Source organism: Curtobacterium sp. MCJR17_055 (genome assembly GCF_003224335.1).
Classification (GTDB): domain Bacteria; phylum Actinomycetota; class Actinomycetes; order Actinomycetales; family Microbacteriaceae; genus Curtobacterium.
Genome location: NZ_QKLF01000004.1, coordinates 110,581 through 125,357 on the forward strand (window position 1 = coordinate 110,581; position 14,777 = coordinate 125,357).

Here is a 14,777-nt window from a genome sequence, read left to right on the forward strand (position 1 = left end):
TCGGTTCCGTTTCGGGGAGGAGGGACGGTGCAGGGGGTGGGGGTCCGGACGGGAGGCGCGGCACGGGTCGGTGACGGGCCTCCTGTCCGGCGAACGGCCGGCCGGGGTGGTGCCGGCGGTGTCAGTCAGTCGGTGGGGTGGGCGTCGTGCTCGGCGAGGAACGCACCGATGACGCGGCGGAACTCCTCCGGCTGCTCCAGGTGGGTGCAGTGGCTGGCGCCGGGGAAGACGTGCTGGCGGGCCCCGGGGATGCGCTCCACGAAGGGCTGCCAGGTGGCGGGGGTGGCCTCGTCGTGCTCACCGGCGACGACGAGGGTCGGGACGTCGACCTGGTCCAGGCGGTCGACGACGGACCAGTCGCGCAGGGACCCGATGACGTGGAACTCGTTCGGCCCGTTCATGGTGTGGTAGACCGTCGGCTCGGCTTCCATCTGTTCCTCGGACGCGATGAAGTCGGCGGGCATCGGGACGACGCGGCAGACGTGGCGCTCGTAGAACACCTGCGTCGCGGCGAGGTACTCCGGGTCCTCGGTGGTGCCGGCGGCCTCGTGCCGGGTGAGCGCGTCCTGCACGTCCTCGGGCAGACGGCTGCGGAGCTCCGCGGCACCGTCGACCCACAGCTGCATCGACGCGGGGGAGTTGCAGATCGACAGGCTCGCGATGCCACCCGGACGGCGGACACCGATCTCGGCGCCGAGCATGCCGCCCCACGACTGCCCGAGCACGTGGTGGTCGCCGAGGCCGAGGTGGGCGACGAGCGCGCGGTACTCGTCGACGAACAGCTGCGGTTGCCAGAAGTCGGCGGGGGCGTCCGGACGGTGGCTGCTCCGACCGCAGCCGAACTGGTCGGAGTGGACGACGGTGCGGCCGGTCTCGTCGGCGAACGCCTCGAGGTTCCGCAGGTAGTCGTGCGCCATGCCGGGGCCGCCGTGCAGGACGACGAGGGGCAGCGCCCCCGGGACGGGGCGGTCGGGCTCGGTGATCCGGTACCAGGTCTCGCCGTCCAGGAACGGCATCGTGCTCTCGGTGATGCGGGACATGGGGTGAGCATGGCCCTTCGAAAGGTCCCAGGCAAGACCTTTTCTGCTCGTTTAACGTGGCCGTAACAGCGCCGGCCCACGGAGGGCCGTCGAGAGGGGTGCCGTGACGGATCGCGCGACGGAGACACGGGTGGACGAGGTCGAGGACCGGCTCGTGACCGCGCTCGCCGTGGGGGAGTACCTGCCCGCGGCGCGACTCCCGCCCGAACGCGAACTCGCGGCGTTGCTCGGCGTCGCGCGTGTCACCGTGCGGAGCGCCCTCGCTCGCCTGGTCGACCGCGGGTTGCTCGAGACCCGACGCGGACGTGGTGGCGGCACGTTCGTCCGGACGCAGTGGCCGGCGAGCTCGTCCGAGTCGGTCGGCCGGACCCTGCTCGCCCGGTGGGCCGGCATCCAGGACACCGCCGACGCGATCGCCCTGCTGCACGGGGCCATGGCCGCCGCGGCAGCCGAGCGGATCACCCCGGCGGAGGCGGCTGCGCTCCGGGACCGGCTCGACGCCTTCCGGCAGGCCTCGAGCGGCGCGGCGAAGCAGCAGGCGGACGCCGTCCTGCACCGGAGCATCATCGACGCGGCGCGCAACGACGTCCTCCGCGCGACCCTCGCGACCCTCGAGGCGCAGATCTCGATCGCGGCACCGGCACACCTCTGGGGGACCGAGGAGGGCATGGCGGACATGGAGGCACGTGCCACGCGGGACCACGAGGTCCTCGTCGAGGCGGTGTGTGCGGGGCGGGCGGCGGAGGCCGGCGAGGTCGCACGCCGGCATGTCGGCATCGACGTGGAGCTGCTCGAACAGGCGATGCTGCGCGCGGGGCAGGTCCCGACGGCGGATCCCGCACCACGGTGAGGGCGAAGACCGCGTCCGCGGGCGCCGGCACGACACGGGCATGATGAGCACATGACCCACCTGCCGCCGCCGCGCCTCCAGCGATCGCCCCGACCGCGGAGGGGCCCGGGGTCGTCGCATCGCCTGATGGTCATCGGGGTGGTGCTGACGGTCATCGGGCTCGTCGGGCACCAGCTCGCGCTGTGGTGGAACAGCATCCCGTTGTCCGAGGGCACGGGAGCGAACATCGGCGCCGGCGTGGCAGCCCTGGCCGCCCTGCTGGTCGCCGTCGGCGGGCTCGTGACCCTCGTCGTCGGCGGGCTGCTGCGCGCCCGCGGTGGCTCGGACCCCCGGGTCGGGGGATGACCGCTCCGGTCGTCGCCTGACGGACGGGAGGCCCGCGGCGGACCCGCCACGGGCCTCCCGTCGGCAGCGACCGGTCATCGGTGGGCCGGTGGGCCGGTGTGCCGGTGTGCTCAGACGTCGCGGCGTCGCGCGACCACCATCGCGAGGGCGTTGACCACGACCACCTCGGCGAGGAGGACGCCCGCACCGCTCCACCCGTTCAGGTCGGAACCGCCCTCGGCCGTCGCCGTCGCCGGGGCTCCGGTCGCGCCCGCGGGTGCGTCGGACGCGTAGGCGTACAGCTGCCCGCCGGCTGCGTCGGGCAGGTACCCGGCGGCCGTGCCGAGCCAGTCGATGCCCGCGAGCACGGACACCAGGCTGAGCACGATCGGCAGCACCAGCAGGATGCCGAGCGTGATGGCGATGCCGCCGGCACTCGAGCGGACGAGCAGGCCGATGCCGAACGCGAGCAGTGCCACGAGCGTCACGTACACGGACGCACCGAGGAGCGGCATGAAGACCGCGGGGTCGGCGAGGTCCGGGTGGACCCCCTTGCCCGCCTGCAGCGCGGTCGAGATCGCGACGCCGATCCAGGTGGCGACGACGCTGACGAGGAACGTCGAGACGGCGAGCACGGTGGCCTTGGCGAGCAGGGCGCCGAGGCGTCCGGGGTCCGCGGTGAAGGTCGACCGGATCTGCCCGGTGGTGTACTCGCCGGAGATGATGAGGACGCCGAGCACCCCGACCACGAGAGCGGACAGGTACACGCTGATCGTGTTCATCCCGACGATGGTCTCGTTCGCCGCGTCGGTGGTGGTGGTCGCGCCGGCCTCGGCCAGGGCGCCGAGGAGGGTCGCCAGGCCGATCGTCAGCACGGCGATGACGGCGAAGCACCAGAACGTCGACCGGATGCTCCAGAACTTGATCCACTCACTGCGCACCAGTCGGGCGAACCCGAGGCGCTTGCCCTCCAGGGAGGCCTTGCCGCGGTGGCGGTGCTGCTCGGTCCCGCGGTGGTCGGTCTGCTGCGGCGCGCTCATCGCGTGCCCTCCGATCGGTACTCGACGTCGTCGCGGGTGAGCGCCATGTAGGCCTCCTCCAGGCTGGCGCCGGTCGGGGTGAGTTCGTGCAGGACGACACCGGCGCGGGCGGCGATGTCACCGACCGTCGGTGCGTCCGGCCCGACCACGAGGAACGACCCGTCCTCACGCTGGGTGACGGTGGCCGCCGGGCCGATCGCGGCGAAGAGCTGGTCCGGCATCGGGGTCCGGACGACGACCCGGGCGAGTGCCGTGCCGCCGGCGGGACCACCGGCGCCGGCGACGAACTCCGCGATCGGGGCGTCGGCGAGCACCTTGCCGCGACCGAGGACGACCACGCGGTCGGCGGTCTGCGCCATCTCGCTCATGAGGTGGCTGGAGAGGAAGACCGTGCGCCCCTCCGCCGCCAGACGGCGCGCGAGCTGACGGACCCAGAGCACCCCGTCCGGGTCGAGGCCGTTCACCGGCTCGTCGAGGATCAGCGTGTGCGGGTCACCGAGCAGTGCCGCCGCGATGCCGAGCCGCTGGCCCATGCCGAGCGAGAACCCACCGACCCGCTTGCGGGCGACCGACTCGAGGCCGGTCATCTCGATGACCTCGTGCACGCGCTGCTTCGGGATGCCGTGCGTCGCCGCGAGCGCGAGCAGGTGGTTGTGCGCGCTGCGCCCGGAGTGCACCGCCTTCGCCTCGAGCAGGGCCCCGACCTGCCGGAGCGGGTCGCGGAAGTCCTGGTACGGCCGCCCGTTCACCGTCGCGCTGCCGGAGGTCGGGCGGTCGAGCCCCATGATCATCCGCATGGTGGTCGACTTGCCGGCGCCGTTCGGGCCGAGGAAGCCGGTCACCATCCCGGGGTGCACGACGAACGAGACGTCGTCGACCGCGGTCTTCGGGCCGTAGCGCTTGGAGAGGTGCTGTACTTCGATCATCGGTGGCCACGCTAGGGGAGCCCGTCCGGCCGGTGCCTCCCCCTCGAGGAGGAGATCGGCGCCTCCTGGAACGATCGTTCCGATGCAGGTGTCATGTCACACGGTCGTCACACAGGGGAAACGGGCGGTGCGACCGGGGTCCGTAGCTTCCTTCCCAGGCAGACGCCGACCTCACCCTCTCCCACTCCGGAGGACGTCATGGCAACCGAAGTCGCGGCACCCGTCGCACCGCCCCACGCCCCCGTCACGTCGACCGCCCCCGCGGGCGCCGGCCTGATCAAGCCCGGGTACGACCCGGCCCTCACGAACGAGGACCTCGCGCCGCTGCGGAAGCAGACCTGGTCGAGTTACAACGTCTTCGCGTTCTGGATGTCCGACGTGCACTCGGTCGGCGGCTACGTCACGGCGGGGTCGCTCTTCGCGCTCGGCATCGCGAGCTGGCAGGTGCTCGTCGCCCTGGTCGTCGGCATCCTCGTCGTGCAGGTCTTCGCGAACCTCGTCGCGAAGCCGTCGCAGCGGACCGGGGTCCCGTACCCGGTGATCAACCGCGCGGTGTTCGGCGTGCTCGGTGCGAACGTCCCGGCGATCATCCGCGGTCTCATCGCGATGGCCTGGTACGGCGTGCAGACGTTCCTCGCGGCGCAGTCGCTGAACATCGTGTTCCTCAAGTTCATCCCGGGTGCCGCGGCCCTCCTCGAGCCGTCCTTCCTGGGCCTCGACGCGCTCGGCTGGATCTCCTACGCCGTCCTGTGGGTCGCTCAGGGAGCCCTGTTCTGGATGGGCATGGACGCGATCCGGAAGTTCATCGACTGGGCCGGGCCGGCGGTCTACGTCGTCATGATCGCCCTCGCGGTGTACCTCGTCGCACGGGCCGGCATCGGCAACATCTCGCTGACGCTCTCGGTCGGCGAGCCGATGTCCTTCGCCGAGAGCATCCCGGTGATGCTGTCCGCGATCGCCCTGGTCGTCAGCTACTTCTCCGGCCCGATGCTCAACTTCGGCGACTTCTCGCGGTACGGGCGGTCGTTCGCGGCCGTGAAGCGCGGCAACCTGCTCGGGCTGCCGGTCAACTTCCTGTTCTTCTCGATCCTGACCGTGCTGTGCGCGAGTGCCACCGTGCCGGTCTTCGGCGAGCTCATCACCGACCCGATCGCGACCGTCCAGGCGATCGACGCCCCCTTCGCGATCCTGCTCGGCGGGCTGACGTTCGTCATCGCCACCGTCGGCATCAACATCGTCGCGAACTTCATCAGCCCCGCCTTCGACTTCTCGAACGTGTCCCCGCGCCGGATCAGCTGGCGGGCGGGCGGCATGATCGCGGCGGTCGGGTCGGTGCTCCTCACCCCGTGGAACTGGTACGGCAACGACCAGGCCATCCTGTACACCCTGGGCGTGCTCGGTGCGCTGATCGGTCCGCTGTTCGGGATCCTCATCGCGGGGTACTACATCGTCGGGAAGCAGCGCGTCGCGGTCGACGACATGTACTCGATGGACCCGTCCGCGCGGTACTGGTACCGGAAGGGCTTCAACCCGAACGCGATCTGGACGCTCGTCACCACCGGGGCGGTCTCGGTCGGCAGCGCGGTGCTCCCGCCGGCCCTCGGCGTCCTGCCCTGGCTGAGCACCTACAGCTGGTTCATCGGCTGCGGACTCGGGCTCGTCGTCTTCTGGGCGCTGGAACGTCGGTCGCCGCGGATGCCCGCGCTCGCCGCGGACGACCCGACGGTCGACGACGGCGCCGCCTCCGGCCGCGCCTGAACGGCTGCCCACTCGTCCACAGGGGCGCCGGCGCAGCCCTCTGAGCCGGTGCCCCTGTGGACAGCCGGGAGGCCCGCCCCCGGTCCGTCGAGGATCGTCACCACCCAGCACCACCAGCTCCATCGGAAGGACCCGCGATGCGCATCCGTGTCGTCAACCCGAACACCACCGCGTCCATGACGGCGGCGATCGGCAGGGCCGCGGCCGCCGTCGTCGGTCCGGGCACGGTCGTCGAGGCCGTGCAGCCCACGATGGGGCCGGCCTCGATCGAGAGCCACTACGAGGAAGCGCTCGCCGTCCCGGGGCTCCTCGAGCAGATCGCCGCGGGCGAGCGGGACGGGGTGGACGCCACCGTCGTCGCGTGCTTCGGCGATCCCGGCATCGACGCGGCCCGGGAGCTCGCCAGCGGCCCGGTGATCGGCATCGCCGAGGGCGCCTACCGGACGGCGGTGCTGCTCGGGCGGCGGTTCGGGGTCGTCACGACGCTCGCGCGGACGACCGGGCGCGCACGGGAACTCGCCGAGCGCTACGGGTGTGCGGCGCTCCTGACGGAGGTGCGGGCGTGCGAGGTGCCCGTGCTCCGGCTCGAGGACCCGACGTCCGGCGCGCGGGACCTGGTCGTCGCCGAGTGTCGCGAGGTCATCGCGAACGGCGCCGACGCGGTCGTGCTCGGCTGCGCGGGCATGGCCGACTTCTGCGCCTCCGTGTCCGAGGAGATCGGGGCCCCGGTCGTCGACGGGGTCAGCGCGACGACGCTGCTCGCCGAGTCGCTCGTCCGCCTCGGGCTGACGACCGGGAAGCACGGCGAGTACGCCCCGCCGCCACCGAAGCCGTTCTCCGGGGCGCTCGCGTCCTTCGCGCTCGCGGACGCCCGCGTGACGGTGGGGGCGGGCGCATGACGAGCCTCGGGTCCGTGACGGTGGACGAGGGCCTGGCGCCCGCCGACCTCGTGCTCCGCGCGCAGCGCGCCTGGGTCGACGGTGCCTTCCGCCCCGCGTCGGTCGTCGTCCGTGACGGCCGGATCGTGTCCGTCGGACCGGTCGACGCCGTGGCGAACGGGCAGCGTGACGAGACGGTGCCGGACGGGCACGTCCTGCTGCCGGGCCTCGTCGACACCCACGTCCACGTCAACGAGCCCGGCCGCACCGAGTGGGAGGGCTTCGCCTCCGCCACGCGCGCGGCCGCACTCGGTGGTGTCACGACGATCATCGACATGCCGCTGAACTCGATCCCGGCGACGGTCGACGTGCCCGCCCTCGCCGTCAAGCGGGCGAGTGCGGCCGGCCGGGTGGCGGTCGACGTCGGCTTCTGGGGCGGCGCGGTCCCGGGCAACGCCGGTTCCCTCGGCGACCTGCACGACGCCGGGGTCTTCGGCTTCAAGTGCTTCACGGCACCGTCCGGCGTGGACGAGTTCCCGCACCTCGACCCGGGTGCGCTGCGGCAGGCGATCGGCGAGGTCGCTGCCCTGGACGCGTTGCTCATCGTGCACGCCGAGGACCCGGAGCACCTCGTCGACCACGACGCGCTCGGCGGCCGGTACCGCGACTTCCTCGCCACCCGACCCGCGCAGGCCGAACGCTCGGCCATCGCCCGGGTGATCGACGGCGCACGGGAGACCGGCGCCCGGGTGCACGTCCTGCACCTCTCCGACGCAGGCGCCCTCCCGATGATCCGTGCGGCGAAGGACGACGGCGTGCGCATCACGGTCGAGACCTGCCCCCACTACCTGGCGTTCGAGGCCGGGTCGATCCCGGACGGAGCCACCGCGTACAAGTGCTGCCCGCCGATCCGTGACGACGCGAACCGCGACGCGCTCTGGGCGGGGCTCCTCGACGGCACGATCGACATGGTGGTGTCCGACCACTCCCCGTCGACCGTCGACCTCAAGGTCGACGACTGGGGTCTGGCGTGGGGCGGCATCGCCGGGCTCCAGGTCGGCTTCCGTGCCGTGTGGACCGAGGCCGCTCGCCGTGGCCTGCCGCTCGACGCGGTCGTGCCCGCGGTCACGACCGGACCGGCGGCGCTCGCCCGTTTCACCGACCGCGGTCGGATCGCGCCGGGCGCCCTCGCGCACTTCGCGGTGTTCGACCCCGACGCCGAGTCCACGGTCCGGGCCGACGCGCTCGCACACCGCAACCCCGTCTCCGCCTTCGACGGGCTGTCGGTACGCGGTCGGGTCACGGGGACCTGGCTGCGGGGGAGGCGGATCACCTCCACCGCGGACGACGTCACGACCGTGGACGTGGTCGCCGGAGAGCTGGTGGACCGTGCCTGAGACGCTCGCCGCAGCCGACGTGCACCTCGGCTCCACGCCCGACGACGTCCTCTGGGGACGGCTGCCGAGTCGGGACGACGAGCCGGTCCGCACCGTCGCCCCCGGGACCGTCGTGACGATCGACACCGTCAGCCACGAAGGCCTGCTGCCCGACCAGGGGTCCGACCCGGTGGCGTTCTTCGGGCGGCACGGCGTGGCCGCGGCGGACGTGCTGGCGGACGCGGTCGACATCGTCCGGCACGTGGAGCGCGACGCGGCCGACGGTCCGCACGTGGTGTCCCGCCCGGTCGCCGTGCAGGGGGCCGAGCCCGGCGACGTCGTCTCCGTCACGGTGCTCGAGGCCGTCCCGCGGGTGCCGTACGGCGTGATCTCCAACCGGCACGGTCGCGGAGCGCTGCCGGGGGAACTCCCGCGCGGGGACGAGCCCGTCTCGGTCTTCGCGGACGTCGTGACCCGTGACGGCGTCGACTTCGGGCGGTTGCCGGTCGTGACGGGCGGGCCCCGGGTGGTCACCTTCCCACTCCGGCCGTTCCCCGGCATCGTCGGCGTGACCGTCGACAGCGAGGTCCGGCCGCACTCCGTCCCACCGGGGCCGCACGGCGGGAACGTCGACATCGCCCTGCTCACCGCCGGCGCCACACTGCACCTGCCCGTGCAGGTGCCCGGGGCCGGCGTCTCCGTCGGCGATCCGCACTTCGCGCAGGGGGACGGCGAGGTCGCGCTCACCGCGATGGAGGCCTCGCTCCGGCTGACCCTGCGCCTCGACGTGGTCCCGCGGGCCGTGGCGCTCGCGCGCTTCGGCGCGCTGGTCGGACCCCTGGCGGAGACCACGGAGTACCTCGTCCCGACGGGCATGGACGCCGACCTGGACGACGCCGTGCGCCGGTGCGTCCGTGCCGCGATCACGCTGCTCCGGGCGCGGTGGGGCGTGGAGGAGCACCTGGCGTACGCCTACCTCAGCGCCGCGACCGACTTCCGGATCTCGCAGGTCGTCGACCTCGTGTGCGGTGTGCACGCGACGGTGCGGAAGAGCGACTTCCAGGCGGTACCGACGTGCGGATGACCGGGACGTGGCCGGACGGACTGGAGACGGCGTTCCGGGCCTACGAGGACGCCCTCATGCGGGACGACACCGCGGTGCTGGACGCGCTGTTCGAGCCCGGCCCGGACACGTTGCGCGGCGACGGAGCCGGGTTGCTCCGCGGGCACGACCGGATCAGCGCGTTCCGGTCCGCCCGTGGTGGTGTCGCCCGGCGCACGCTCGTCGGCGTCGACGTGCAGGAACTGACCGCGGACGAGGTCCTCGTCGTGGGGGAGTCGCGGTTCACGGACGGTGGGCGCGGCCTGCAGACGCAGCTCTGGCGTCGCACGGCGGGCGCGTGGCGGATCCGGACGGCGCACGTGACGGGCCGTGCGGTCGCCTTCGACCGGACGGTGTGGCGGGCCGTCGGGGACCCGCTCGTCCGCGGCGCCGGTGCCGGTGCCGCGTCCGGTGCGGAGGCGGTCGCCGGTGCGTCCGACGCCCGTCCGCTCGCCGGGGTCCGGGTGGCCGTCAAGGACCTCTTCGCCGTCGCCGGCCACGTGATCGGCGCCGGCAACCCGACGTGGGAGTCCGCAGCCCGCGTCGAGACGGAGCACGCCCCGGCCGTCTCGGTGCTCCTGCAGGCCGGGGCCGACGTGACCGGGATCGCCCGCACGGACGAGTTCGCCTACGCGCTCGCCGGGCGGAACGCCCACACCGGCGCCCCGCCGAACGGGGCCGATCCGGCGCGCATCAGCGGTGGCTCGACCTCCGGCCCCGCGACGGCCGTGGCGCTCGGGCAGGCGGACGTCGGGCTCGGCACCGACACCGCAGGCAGCATCCGCGTCCCCGCCTCGTACCAGGGGCTGTGGGGTCTGCGGACGACCCACGGACTCGTGTCGCGCGACGGCGTCCTGCCACTCGCGCAGAGCTTCGACACGGTCGGGTGGCTGACGCGACGGCCCGACACGCTCCGAGCGGTCGCGACGGTGGCGGTCGGTACCGCGGTGCGGAGCCTCGCGACGCCGCTGCTGGTCTGCGAGGCCCTGCTCGCTGCGGCGGACCCCGCCACGAGACGCGCGTTCGAGGACTGGCTGGCACGGACCGGGACGGGCGTCGGGGTCGTCGACCTGCCGGACCTTGACGACCTCGCCGAGACGGTGCGGATCGTGCAGGGTGCCGAAGCACGCCGGAACCACGGGGCGTGGGTCGCAGCGCATCCCGGTGCCCTGGGCCCGGACGTCGCCGATCGGTTCGCGGCGGCCGCCCGGATCACCGCCGAGCAGGAGGCCGCTGCGCGGGACGGGCTCGGGCGACTGCGTTCCGCGGTCCGGGCCGTGGTCGCCGACGGCGCGCTGGTCCTCCCGACGGTGCCCGGCCCCGCGCCGCTCCGGACGGCCGACGGCCCGGCGGTCCTCGCCACACGGCGGTCGACCCTGCGGATGACCGCGGTCGCCGGCGTCGGCGGCCTGCCGGCGGTGAGCGCTCCGCTCCTGGTCGTCGACGGAGCCCCGGTGGGCGTCTCCCTCGTCGGTCCGGTCGGGTCGGACCTGGCGCTCGTCGACCGTGCTGCCGGACTGGCCGTCGCAACACTGCTGTAACGAGCGTTCCAATAGGATCGTGCAAGGAACGGAAGGTACGAACATGCATCCCGTCAACCCGCCGACACGGCTCCTCATGGGGCCCGGGCCGATCACCGCCGACCCCCGCGTGCTCCGCGCCCTGTCCACACCGCTCGTCGGCCAGTACGACCCGTGGATGACCGAGACCATGAACCGGACGCAGGAGCTGTACCGGCAGGTCCTCGGCACGCGGAACGACGCCACCGTCCTGGTCGACGGCACCTCGCGCGCCGGCATCGAAGCCGCCCTCGTCTCCCTCCTCGCCCCGGGCGACGCGGTGCTCGTGCCGGTGTTCGGACGGTTCGGGCACCTGCTCGCCGAGATCGCCGGACGAGCCGGCGCCACCGTGCACACGATCGAGACCGAGTGGGGGCAGGTGTTCCCGACCTCGGTCATCGAGGACGCGATCGCCCGTGTCCGTCCGAAGGTGTTGGCGATCGTGCAGGGCGACACCTCGACGACGATGAACCAGCCGCTCGACGAACTCGGCGCGATCTGTGCCCGGTACGGCGTGCTCTTCTACACCGACGTCACGGCCTCGGTCGGCGGCAACCCGCTCGAGGTGGACGCGTGGGGCATCGACGCCGTCAGTGCGGGCCTGCAGAAGTGCCTCGGCGGTCCCTCCGGCAGCGCGCCGCTGTCCCTCTCCCCGGCCGCGGTCGCCGTGCTGGACGCCCGTCGGAGCATCGAGGCCGGCATCCGCGAGCCCGGCGACGACGTCTCCGACGACCCGATCCGGTCGAACTACCTCGACCTCGCGATGATCCTCGACTACTGGGGTCCCCGGCGCCTCAACCACCACACCGAGGCGGCGTCGATGCTCTACGCCGCGAACGAGTGCGCCCGCATCCTGCTCGAGGAGGGCCGCGACGCCGTCGTCGAGCGGCACGCGCTCGCCGGGCGGGCGATGCTCGAGGGCGTCCGCGGACTCGGCCTGACGGTCTTCGGCGACGTCGGCCACAAGATGCACAACGTCGTCGCGGTGGAGATCCCGGACACGGTCAGCGGGGACGCCGTCCGCGCCGCGATGCTCGAGGACCACGGCATCGAGATCGGCACCTCGTTCGGACCCCTGCACGGGCGCGTCTGGCGGATCGGGACGATGGGCTACAACGCCCGGAAGGACACCGTCGTGACGACGCTCGCCGCCCTCGAACAGTGCCTGCGGCGCGGCGGGGTGGCCGTTCCGCAGGGCGGCGGCGTCGACGCCGCGCTCGACGTGTACGCGGCAGCGGCCGACAGCGCACCCGCGGCCGTGCCCCCGATCCCGGACGCAGCGACGTTCGTCCCCGCCGGAGCGCCCGCGTGAGCGCCGTCGTGCAGGTGCCGCTGGCGAGCGATCGAGCGCGGGCCGCGGCGGACACCATCATCGCCCGCTGTGACGAGCTCGCGGACGTCACCGAGACGCCCGGGCGGATCACCCGCGTGTACCTGTCACCCGAGCACGCCCGGGCGAACGAGACCGTCGGGGCCTGGATGCGGGACGTCGGGCTGCGCACCTGGCAGGACGCCGCCGGCAACCTGCACGGACGCGCCGCGGGGGCGACACCGGACGCGCCGGTGCTCCTGCTCGGCTCCCACCTGGACACCGTCGTGGACGCCGGTCGCTACGACGGCGTCGTCGGGGTCCTCATGGCCGTCGAGGTCGTCGCCCGCCTGGTCCAGGACCACGGGGCGCTGCCGTTCGCCCTCGAGGTGATCGCGTTCTCCGACGAGGAGGGAACCCGGTTCGGCAAGGCGCTGCTCGGGTCCTCCGCGGTCGCCGGCGTCTGGGACGAGGCGTGGTGGGACCTGCAGGACGCGCACGGCACCACCCTCCGGTCCGCCTTCGAGTCGTTCGGCCTCGACCCCGGCCGGATCGCCGAGGCCGCGGTCGCACCGGCGTCCCTCGTCGGGTACCTCGAGGCGCACATCGAGCAGGGACCGTACCTGGAGCAGGCCGACCAGGCGCTCGGTGTCGTGACGAGCATCGCGAGCGCCCGGCGCTTCACGGTGGAGGCGGTCGGGGAGGCCCGGCACGCCGGCGGGACGCCCTACGAACGACGCCACGACGCACTGCTCGCCGCCGCCGAGGCAGCACTCGCCGTCGAACGGATCTGCCGTACCGAGCAGCACATCGGCACGGTCGGCACCATGACGGTGGAACCCGGGGCCGTCAACGTCGTCCCGGGCCTTGCGACCTTCGCGGTCGACCTGCGCGGCGAGTTCGACGACGGACGGGACCGCGTGTGGGACGCCGTCGCCGACGCCTTCCGCGAGATCGGGGAGCGCCGCGGGGTCGACGTGACACCGACCGAGGTGCACCGTGCCCCCGCGGTGTTCTGCGCGCCGCGGCTGATGGACGCCGTCCGGGCCGGCATCGTCGCGACCGGCGAATCCGCACCGCTCGAATTGTTCTCCCGTGCCGGACACGACGCGATGTCCCTCGGCCTCGTCACCGACGTCGCGATGCTGTTCCTCCGCAACCCGGACGGCATCAGCCACCACCCGGACGAGTTCGTCTCCGCGGCGGACGTCGCCCTCGGCCTCGACGCGCTCGCCACGGCGGTAGAACGGCTCGCTGACGAGCACCTCCTCGCCGACGGAGCCGACGCGTGACCGTCCCGGACGTCCGCGGGCGGATCGACCGGGTGTGGGAGCGCCTCTCGCCCGCCGAACGCCGGGTCGCCGCGATGATCCGACACGACCCGGAACTGCTGCTCGTCGGTACCTCGGCGCAACTCGCCGCGGAGTCCGGGACCTCGAAGGCGACGGTCTCGCGGCTCGTCCGGTCCCTGGGCTTCCAGGACGCCGCCGAGGTCCGGCAGAACCTGATGTCCGCCCGCGGCACCGGGTTGCCCTGGGCCGCCGAGGACGCCGCCCACGTGGACCAGCGCGCGGTGGAGGCGCGGAACCTCGACGCCGCCTTCGCCTCGCTCGCCCGGGCCGACCGTCCCCGACTCGCCCGCCGCGTGATGCGCGCCCGCCGGGTCCTGGTGGTCGGCGAGCGCGGTGCGTACCCGATCGCCCTGCAACTGCGCGCGCAGCTCGCGCAGGTCCGTCCGGACGTCCGCATCGGCCCCTCGCCGGGGCAACGTCTCGGCGAGGAGGTCGCCGACCTCGACCGCCGGGACCTCGTGTTCATCGTCACCGTGCGACGGCACGCGGCCGGGGTCGACCGCGTGGTGCGGCACTGCGTCGGGACGGGCGCCGACGTGGTCGTGCTCGGCGACCCCACCGCGGCGGTCATCGCGGCACCCGCTGCGACCGCGGTCCTGTGCCCGGTCGACTCACCGTCGGCGTTCGACTCGATGGCGGCCCTGTTCGCCGTGGTCGCGGCGATCGCGAACGACGTCTACGAGGCCTCCGGGCCGTCCGGCCGGACCCGGGTCGAGGCGGTCGCGGACGCCTACGACACGCTGGGCGAGCTCGCCGGGTCCTGAGAAGCGTCGTCCTGCACCACCCGGGGCTCCCGCTCCGCACGGAGCTCCGACAGGAGCGAGCCGTTGCGCTCGACGATGAGCGCCCGGAGGTACCGGCGCAGCACGAGCCCCTCGGCGATCGTCCCGAGCGGCCCGAAAGGGGCACGGAACGCGATCTCGTCCACCATCCGCGTCCCGTCCGCCGTGCGCTCGAACCGGTGCTCGTGCCGGAACCGGGCGAACGGCCCACGCACCTGTTCGTCGACGAACCGGTGCGGCGCCTCCAGGACGGTGACCTCGTTCGTCATCCGCCAGACGACGCCGAGGTGACGCGCGCGCCACGTGACCGACTCACCGAGCCCGATCACGCCGCTCGTCCGTCCGGCGACCGCCTGCTCCCCGCTCGCGGCCATCGACCGCAGGTGCGCGCCGATGTCGAGCGAGAGCGCGAAGGCGCGCTCCGGCGGCACCGGCAGGTCGGTCACGATCCGGAAGACAGCGCTCACGCGACGATCCTGCC

The 14,777-nt window shown here is 73.5% G+C and carries 14 protein-coding genes; 10 read left to right on the forward strand and 4 right to left on the reverse strand.

Features of this window, described 5'->3' with window-relative positions; translation table 11 throughout:
- Nucleotides 1–125: 125 nt before the first annotated feature.
- Complete coding sequence (locus DEJ16_RS10255) at nucleotides 126–1,040, reverse strand: proline iminopeptidase-family hydrolase (RefSeq protein ID WP_110824729.1); 915 nt, start codon at nucleotides 1,038–1,040, stop codon at nucleotides 126–128.
- Between the two features lie 103 nt (nucleotides 1,041–1,143).
- On the opposite strand from DEJ16_RS10255, the gene DEJ16_RS10260 reads away from it, so the two are divergent.
- Together DEJ16_RS10260 and DEJ16_RS10265 are read left to right on the forward strand one after the other, a co-directional pair.
- Complete coding sequence (locus tag DEJ16_RS10260) at nucleotides 1,144–1,890, forward strand: FadR/GntR family transcriptional regulator (protein WP_110824728.1); 747 nt, start codon at nucleotides 1,144–1,146, stop codon at nucleotides 1,888–1,890.
- A gap of 126 nt (nucleotides 1,891–2,016) precedes the next feature.
- On the forward strand, nucleotides 2,017–2,235 hold the full coding sequence (locus DEJ16_RS10265; RefSeq protein ID WP_110824727.1) for a hypothetical protein: 219 nt from the start codon (nucleotides 2,017–2,019) through the stop codon (nucleotides 2,233–2,235).
- A 110-nt stretch (nucleotides 2,236–2,345) separates the two neighbouring features.
- On the opposite strand, the gene DEJ16_RS10270 is transcribed toward DEJ16_RS10265, so the two are convergent.
- Together DEJ16_RS10270 and DEJ16_RS10275 are read right to left on the reverse strand one after the other, a co-directional pair.
- Complete coding sequence (locus DEJ16_RS10270; RefSeq protein ID WP_110824726.1) at nucleotides 2,346–3,254, reverse strand: ABC transporter permease; 909 nt, start codon at nucleotides 3,252–3,254, stop codon at nucleotides 2,346–2,348.
- Nucleotides 3,251–4,180, reverse strand: coding sequence for an ABC transporter ATP-binding protein (locus DEJ16_RS10275; protein WP_110824725.1), 930 nt, complete (start codon nucleotides 4,178–4,180; stop codon nucleotides 3,251–3,253). The genes DEJ16_RS10270 and DEJ16_RS10275 overlap by 4 nt, the downstream gene beginning before the upstream one ends.
- Before the next feature lie 198 nt (nucleotides 4,181–4,378).
- Between DEJ16_RS10275 and DEJ16_RS10280 the strand changes: the two genes are divergently transcribed.
- The 8 genes from DEJ16_RS10280 to DEJ16_RS10315 all read left to right on the forward strand — a co-directional run bounded on the left by DEJ16_RS10280 (nucleotide 4,379) and on the right by DEJ16_RS10315 (nucleotide 14,278).
- Nucleotides 4,379–5,938, forward strand: coding sequence for an NCS1 family nucleobase:cation symporter-1 (locus tag DEJ16_RS10280; RefSeq protein WP_110824724.1), 1,560 nt, complete (start codon nucleotides 4,379–4,381; stop codon nucleotides 5,936–5,938).
- Between the two features lie 137 nt (nucleotides 5,939–6,075).
- Nucleotides 6,076–6,837 (forward strand): aspartate/glutamate racemase family protein, encoded by a 762-nt coding sequence (locus tag DEJ16_RS10285; RefSeq protein WP_110824723.1) that lies wholly within the window; start codon nucleotides 6,076–6,078, stop codon nucleotides 6,835–6,837.
- Nucleotides 6,834–8,213, forward strand: coding sequence for an allantoinase AllB (gene allB, locus DEJ16_RS10290; RefSeq protein WP_110824722.1), 1,380 nt, complete (start codon nucleotides 6,834–6,836; stop codon nucleotides 8,211–8,213). Before DEJ16_RS10285 ends, allB begins: the two co-directional genes overlap by 4 nt.
- Nucleotides 8,206–9,276 (forward strand): acetamidase/formamidase family protein, encoded by a 1,071-nt coding sequence (locus DEJ16_RS10295; RefSeq protein ID WP_110824721.1) that lies wholly within the window; start codon nucleotides 8,206–8,208, stop codon nucleotides 9,274–9,276. Before allB ends, DEJ16_RS10295 begins: the two co-directional genes overlap by 8 nt.
- Nucleotides 9,273–10,835, forward strand: a complete 1,563-nt coding sequence (locus tag DEJ16_RS10300) for an AtzH-like domain-containing protein (protein ID WP_110824720.1) — start codon at nucleotides 9,273–9,275, stop codon at nucleotides 10,833–10,835. Before DEJ16_RS10295 ends, DEJ16_RS10300 begins: the two co-directional genes overlap by 4 nt.
- Nucleotides 10,836–10,878: 43 nt before the next feature.
- Nucleotides 10,879–12,165, forward strand: coding sequence for an alanine--glyoxylate aminotransferase family protein (locus DEJ16_RS10305; protein ID WP_110824719.1), 1,287 nt, complete (start codon nucleotides 10,879–10,881; stop codon nucleotides 12,163–12,165).
- Nucleotides 12,162–13,454 (forward strand): allantoate amidohydrolase, encoded by a 1,293-nt coding sequence (locus tag DEJ16_RS10310; RefSeq protein WP_110824718.1) that lies wholly within the window; start codon nucleotides 12,162–12,164, stop codon nucleotides 13,452–13,454. The genes DEJ16_RS10305 and DEJ16_RS10310 overlap by 4 nt, the downstream gene beginning before the upstream one ends.
- Nucleotides 13,451–14,278 carry a MurR/RpiR family transcriptional regulator gene (locus tag DEJ16_RS10315; protein WP_110824717.1) on the forward strand — a complete coding sequence of 276 codons (828 nt, stop codon included), beginning with the start codon at nucleotides 13,451–13,453 and terminating at the stop codon, nucleotides 14,276–14,278. The genes DEJ16_RS10310 and DEJ16_RS10315 overlap by 4 nt, the downstream gene beginning before the upstream one ends.
- Here the strand turns inward: DEJ16_RS10315 and DEJ16_RS10320 are convergent.
- Entirely contained in the window at nucleotides 14,245–14,763 is a 519-nt protein-coding gene (locus DEJ16_RS10320) for an SRPBCC family protein (RefSeq protein ID WP_110824716.1), read from the reverse strand. The two genes, DEJ16_RS10315 and DEJ16_RS10320, sit on opposite strands and share 34 nt — an antisense overlap.
- Between the last annotated feature and the right edge of the window lie 14 nt (nucleotides 14,764–14,777).

Bases quoted from the DNA above. Each gene is read 5' to 3' on its own strand.
- DEJ16_RS10255 (WP_110824729.1), bottom strand. From the start codon at position 1,040: ATGTCCCGCATCACCGAGAGCACGATGCCGTTCCTGGACGGCGAGACC.
- DEJ16_RS10265 (WP_110824727.1), top strand. From the start codon at position 2,017: ATGGTCATCGGGGTGGTGCTGACGGTCATCGGGCTCGTCGGGCACCAG.
- DEJ16_RS10270 (WP_110824726.1), bottom strand. From the start codon at position 3,254: ATGAGCGCGCCGCAGCAGACCGACCACCGCGGGACCGAGCAGCACCGC.
- DEJ16_RS10275 (WP_110824725.1), bottom strand. From the start codon at position 4,180: ATGATCGAAGTACAGCACCTCTCCAAGCGCTACGGCCCGAAGACCGCG.
- DEJ16_RS10280 (WP_110824724.1), top strand. From the start codon at position 4,379: ATGGCAACCGAAGTCGCGGCACCCGTCGCACCGCCCCACGCCCCCGTC.
- DEJ16_RS10285 (WP_110824723.1), top strand. From the start codon at position 6,076: ATGCGCATCCGTGTCGTCAACCCGAACACCACCGCGTCCATGACGGCG.
- allB (WP_110824722.1), top strand. From the start codon at position 6,834: ATGACGAGCCTCGGGTCCGTGACGGTGGACGAGGGCCTGGCGCCCGCC.
- DEJ16_RS10300 (WP_110824720.1), top strand. From the start codon at position 9,273: ATGACCGGGACGTGGCCGGACGGACTGGAGACGGCGTTCCGGGCCTAC.
- DEJ16_RS10305 (WP_110824719.1), top strand. From the start codon at position 10,879: ATGCATCCCGTCAACCCGCCGACACGGCTCCTCATGGGGCCCGGGCCG.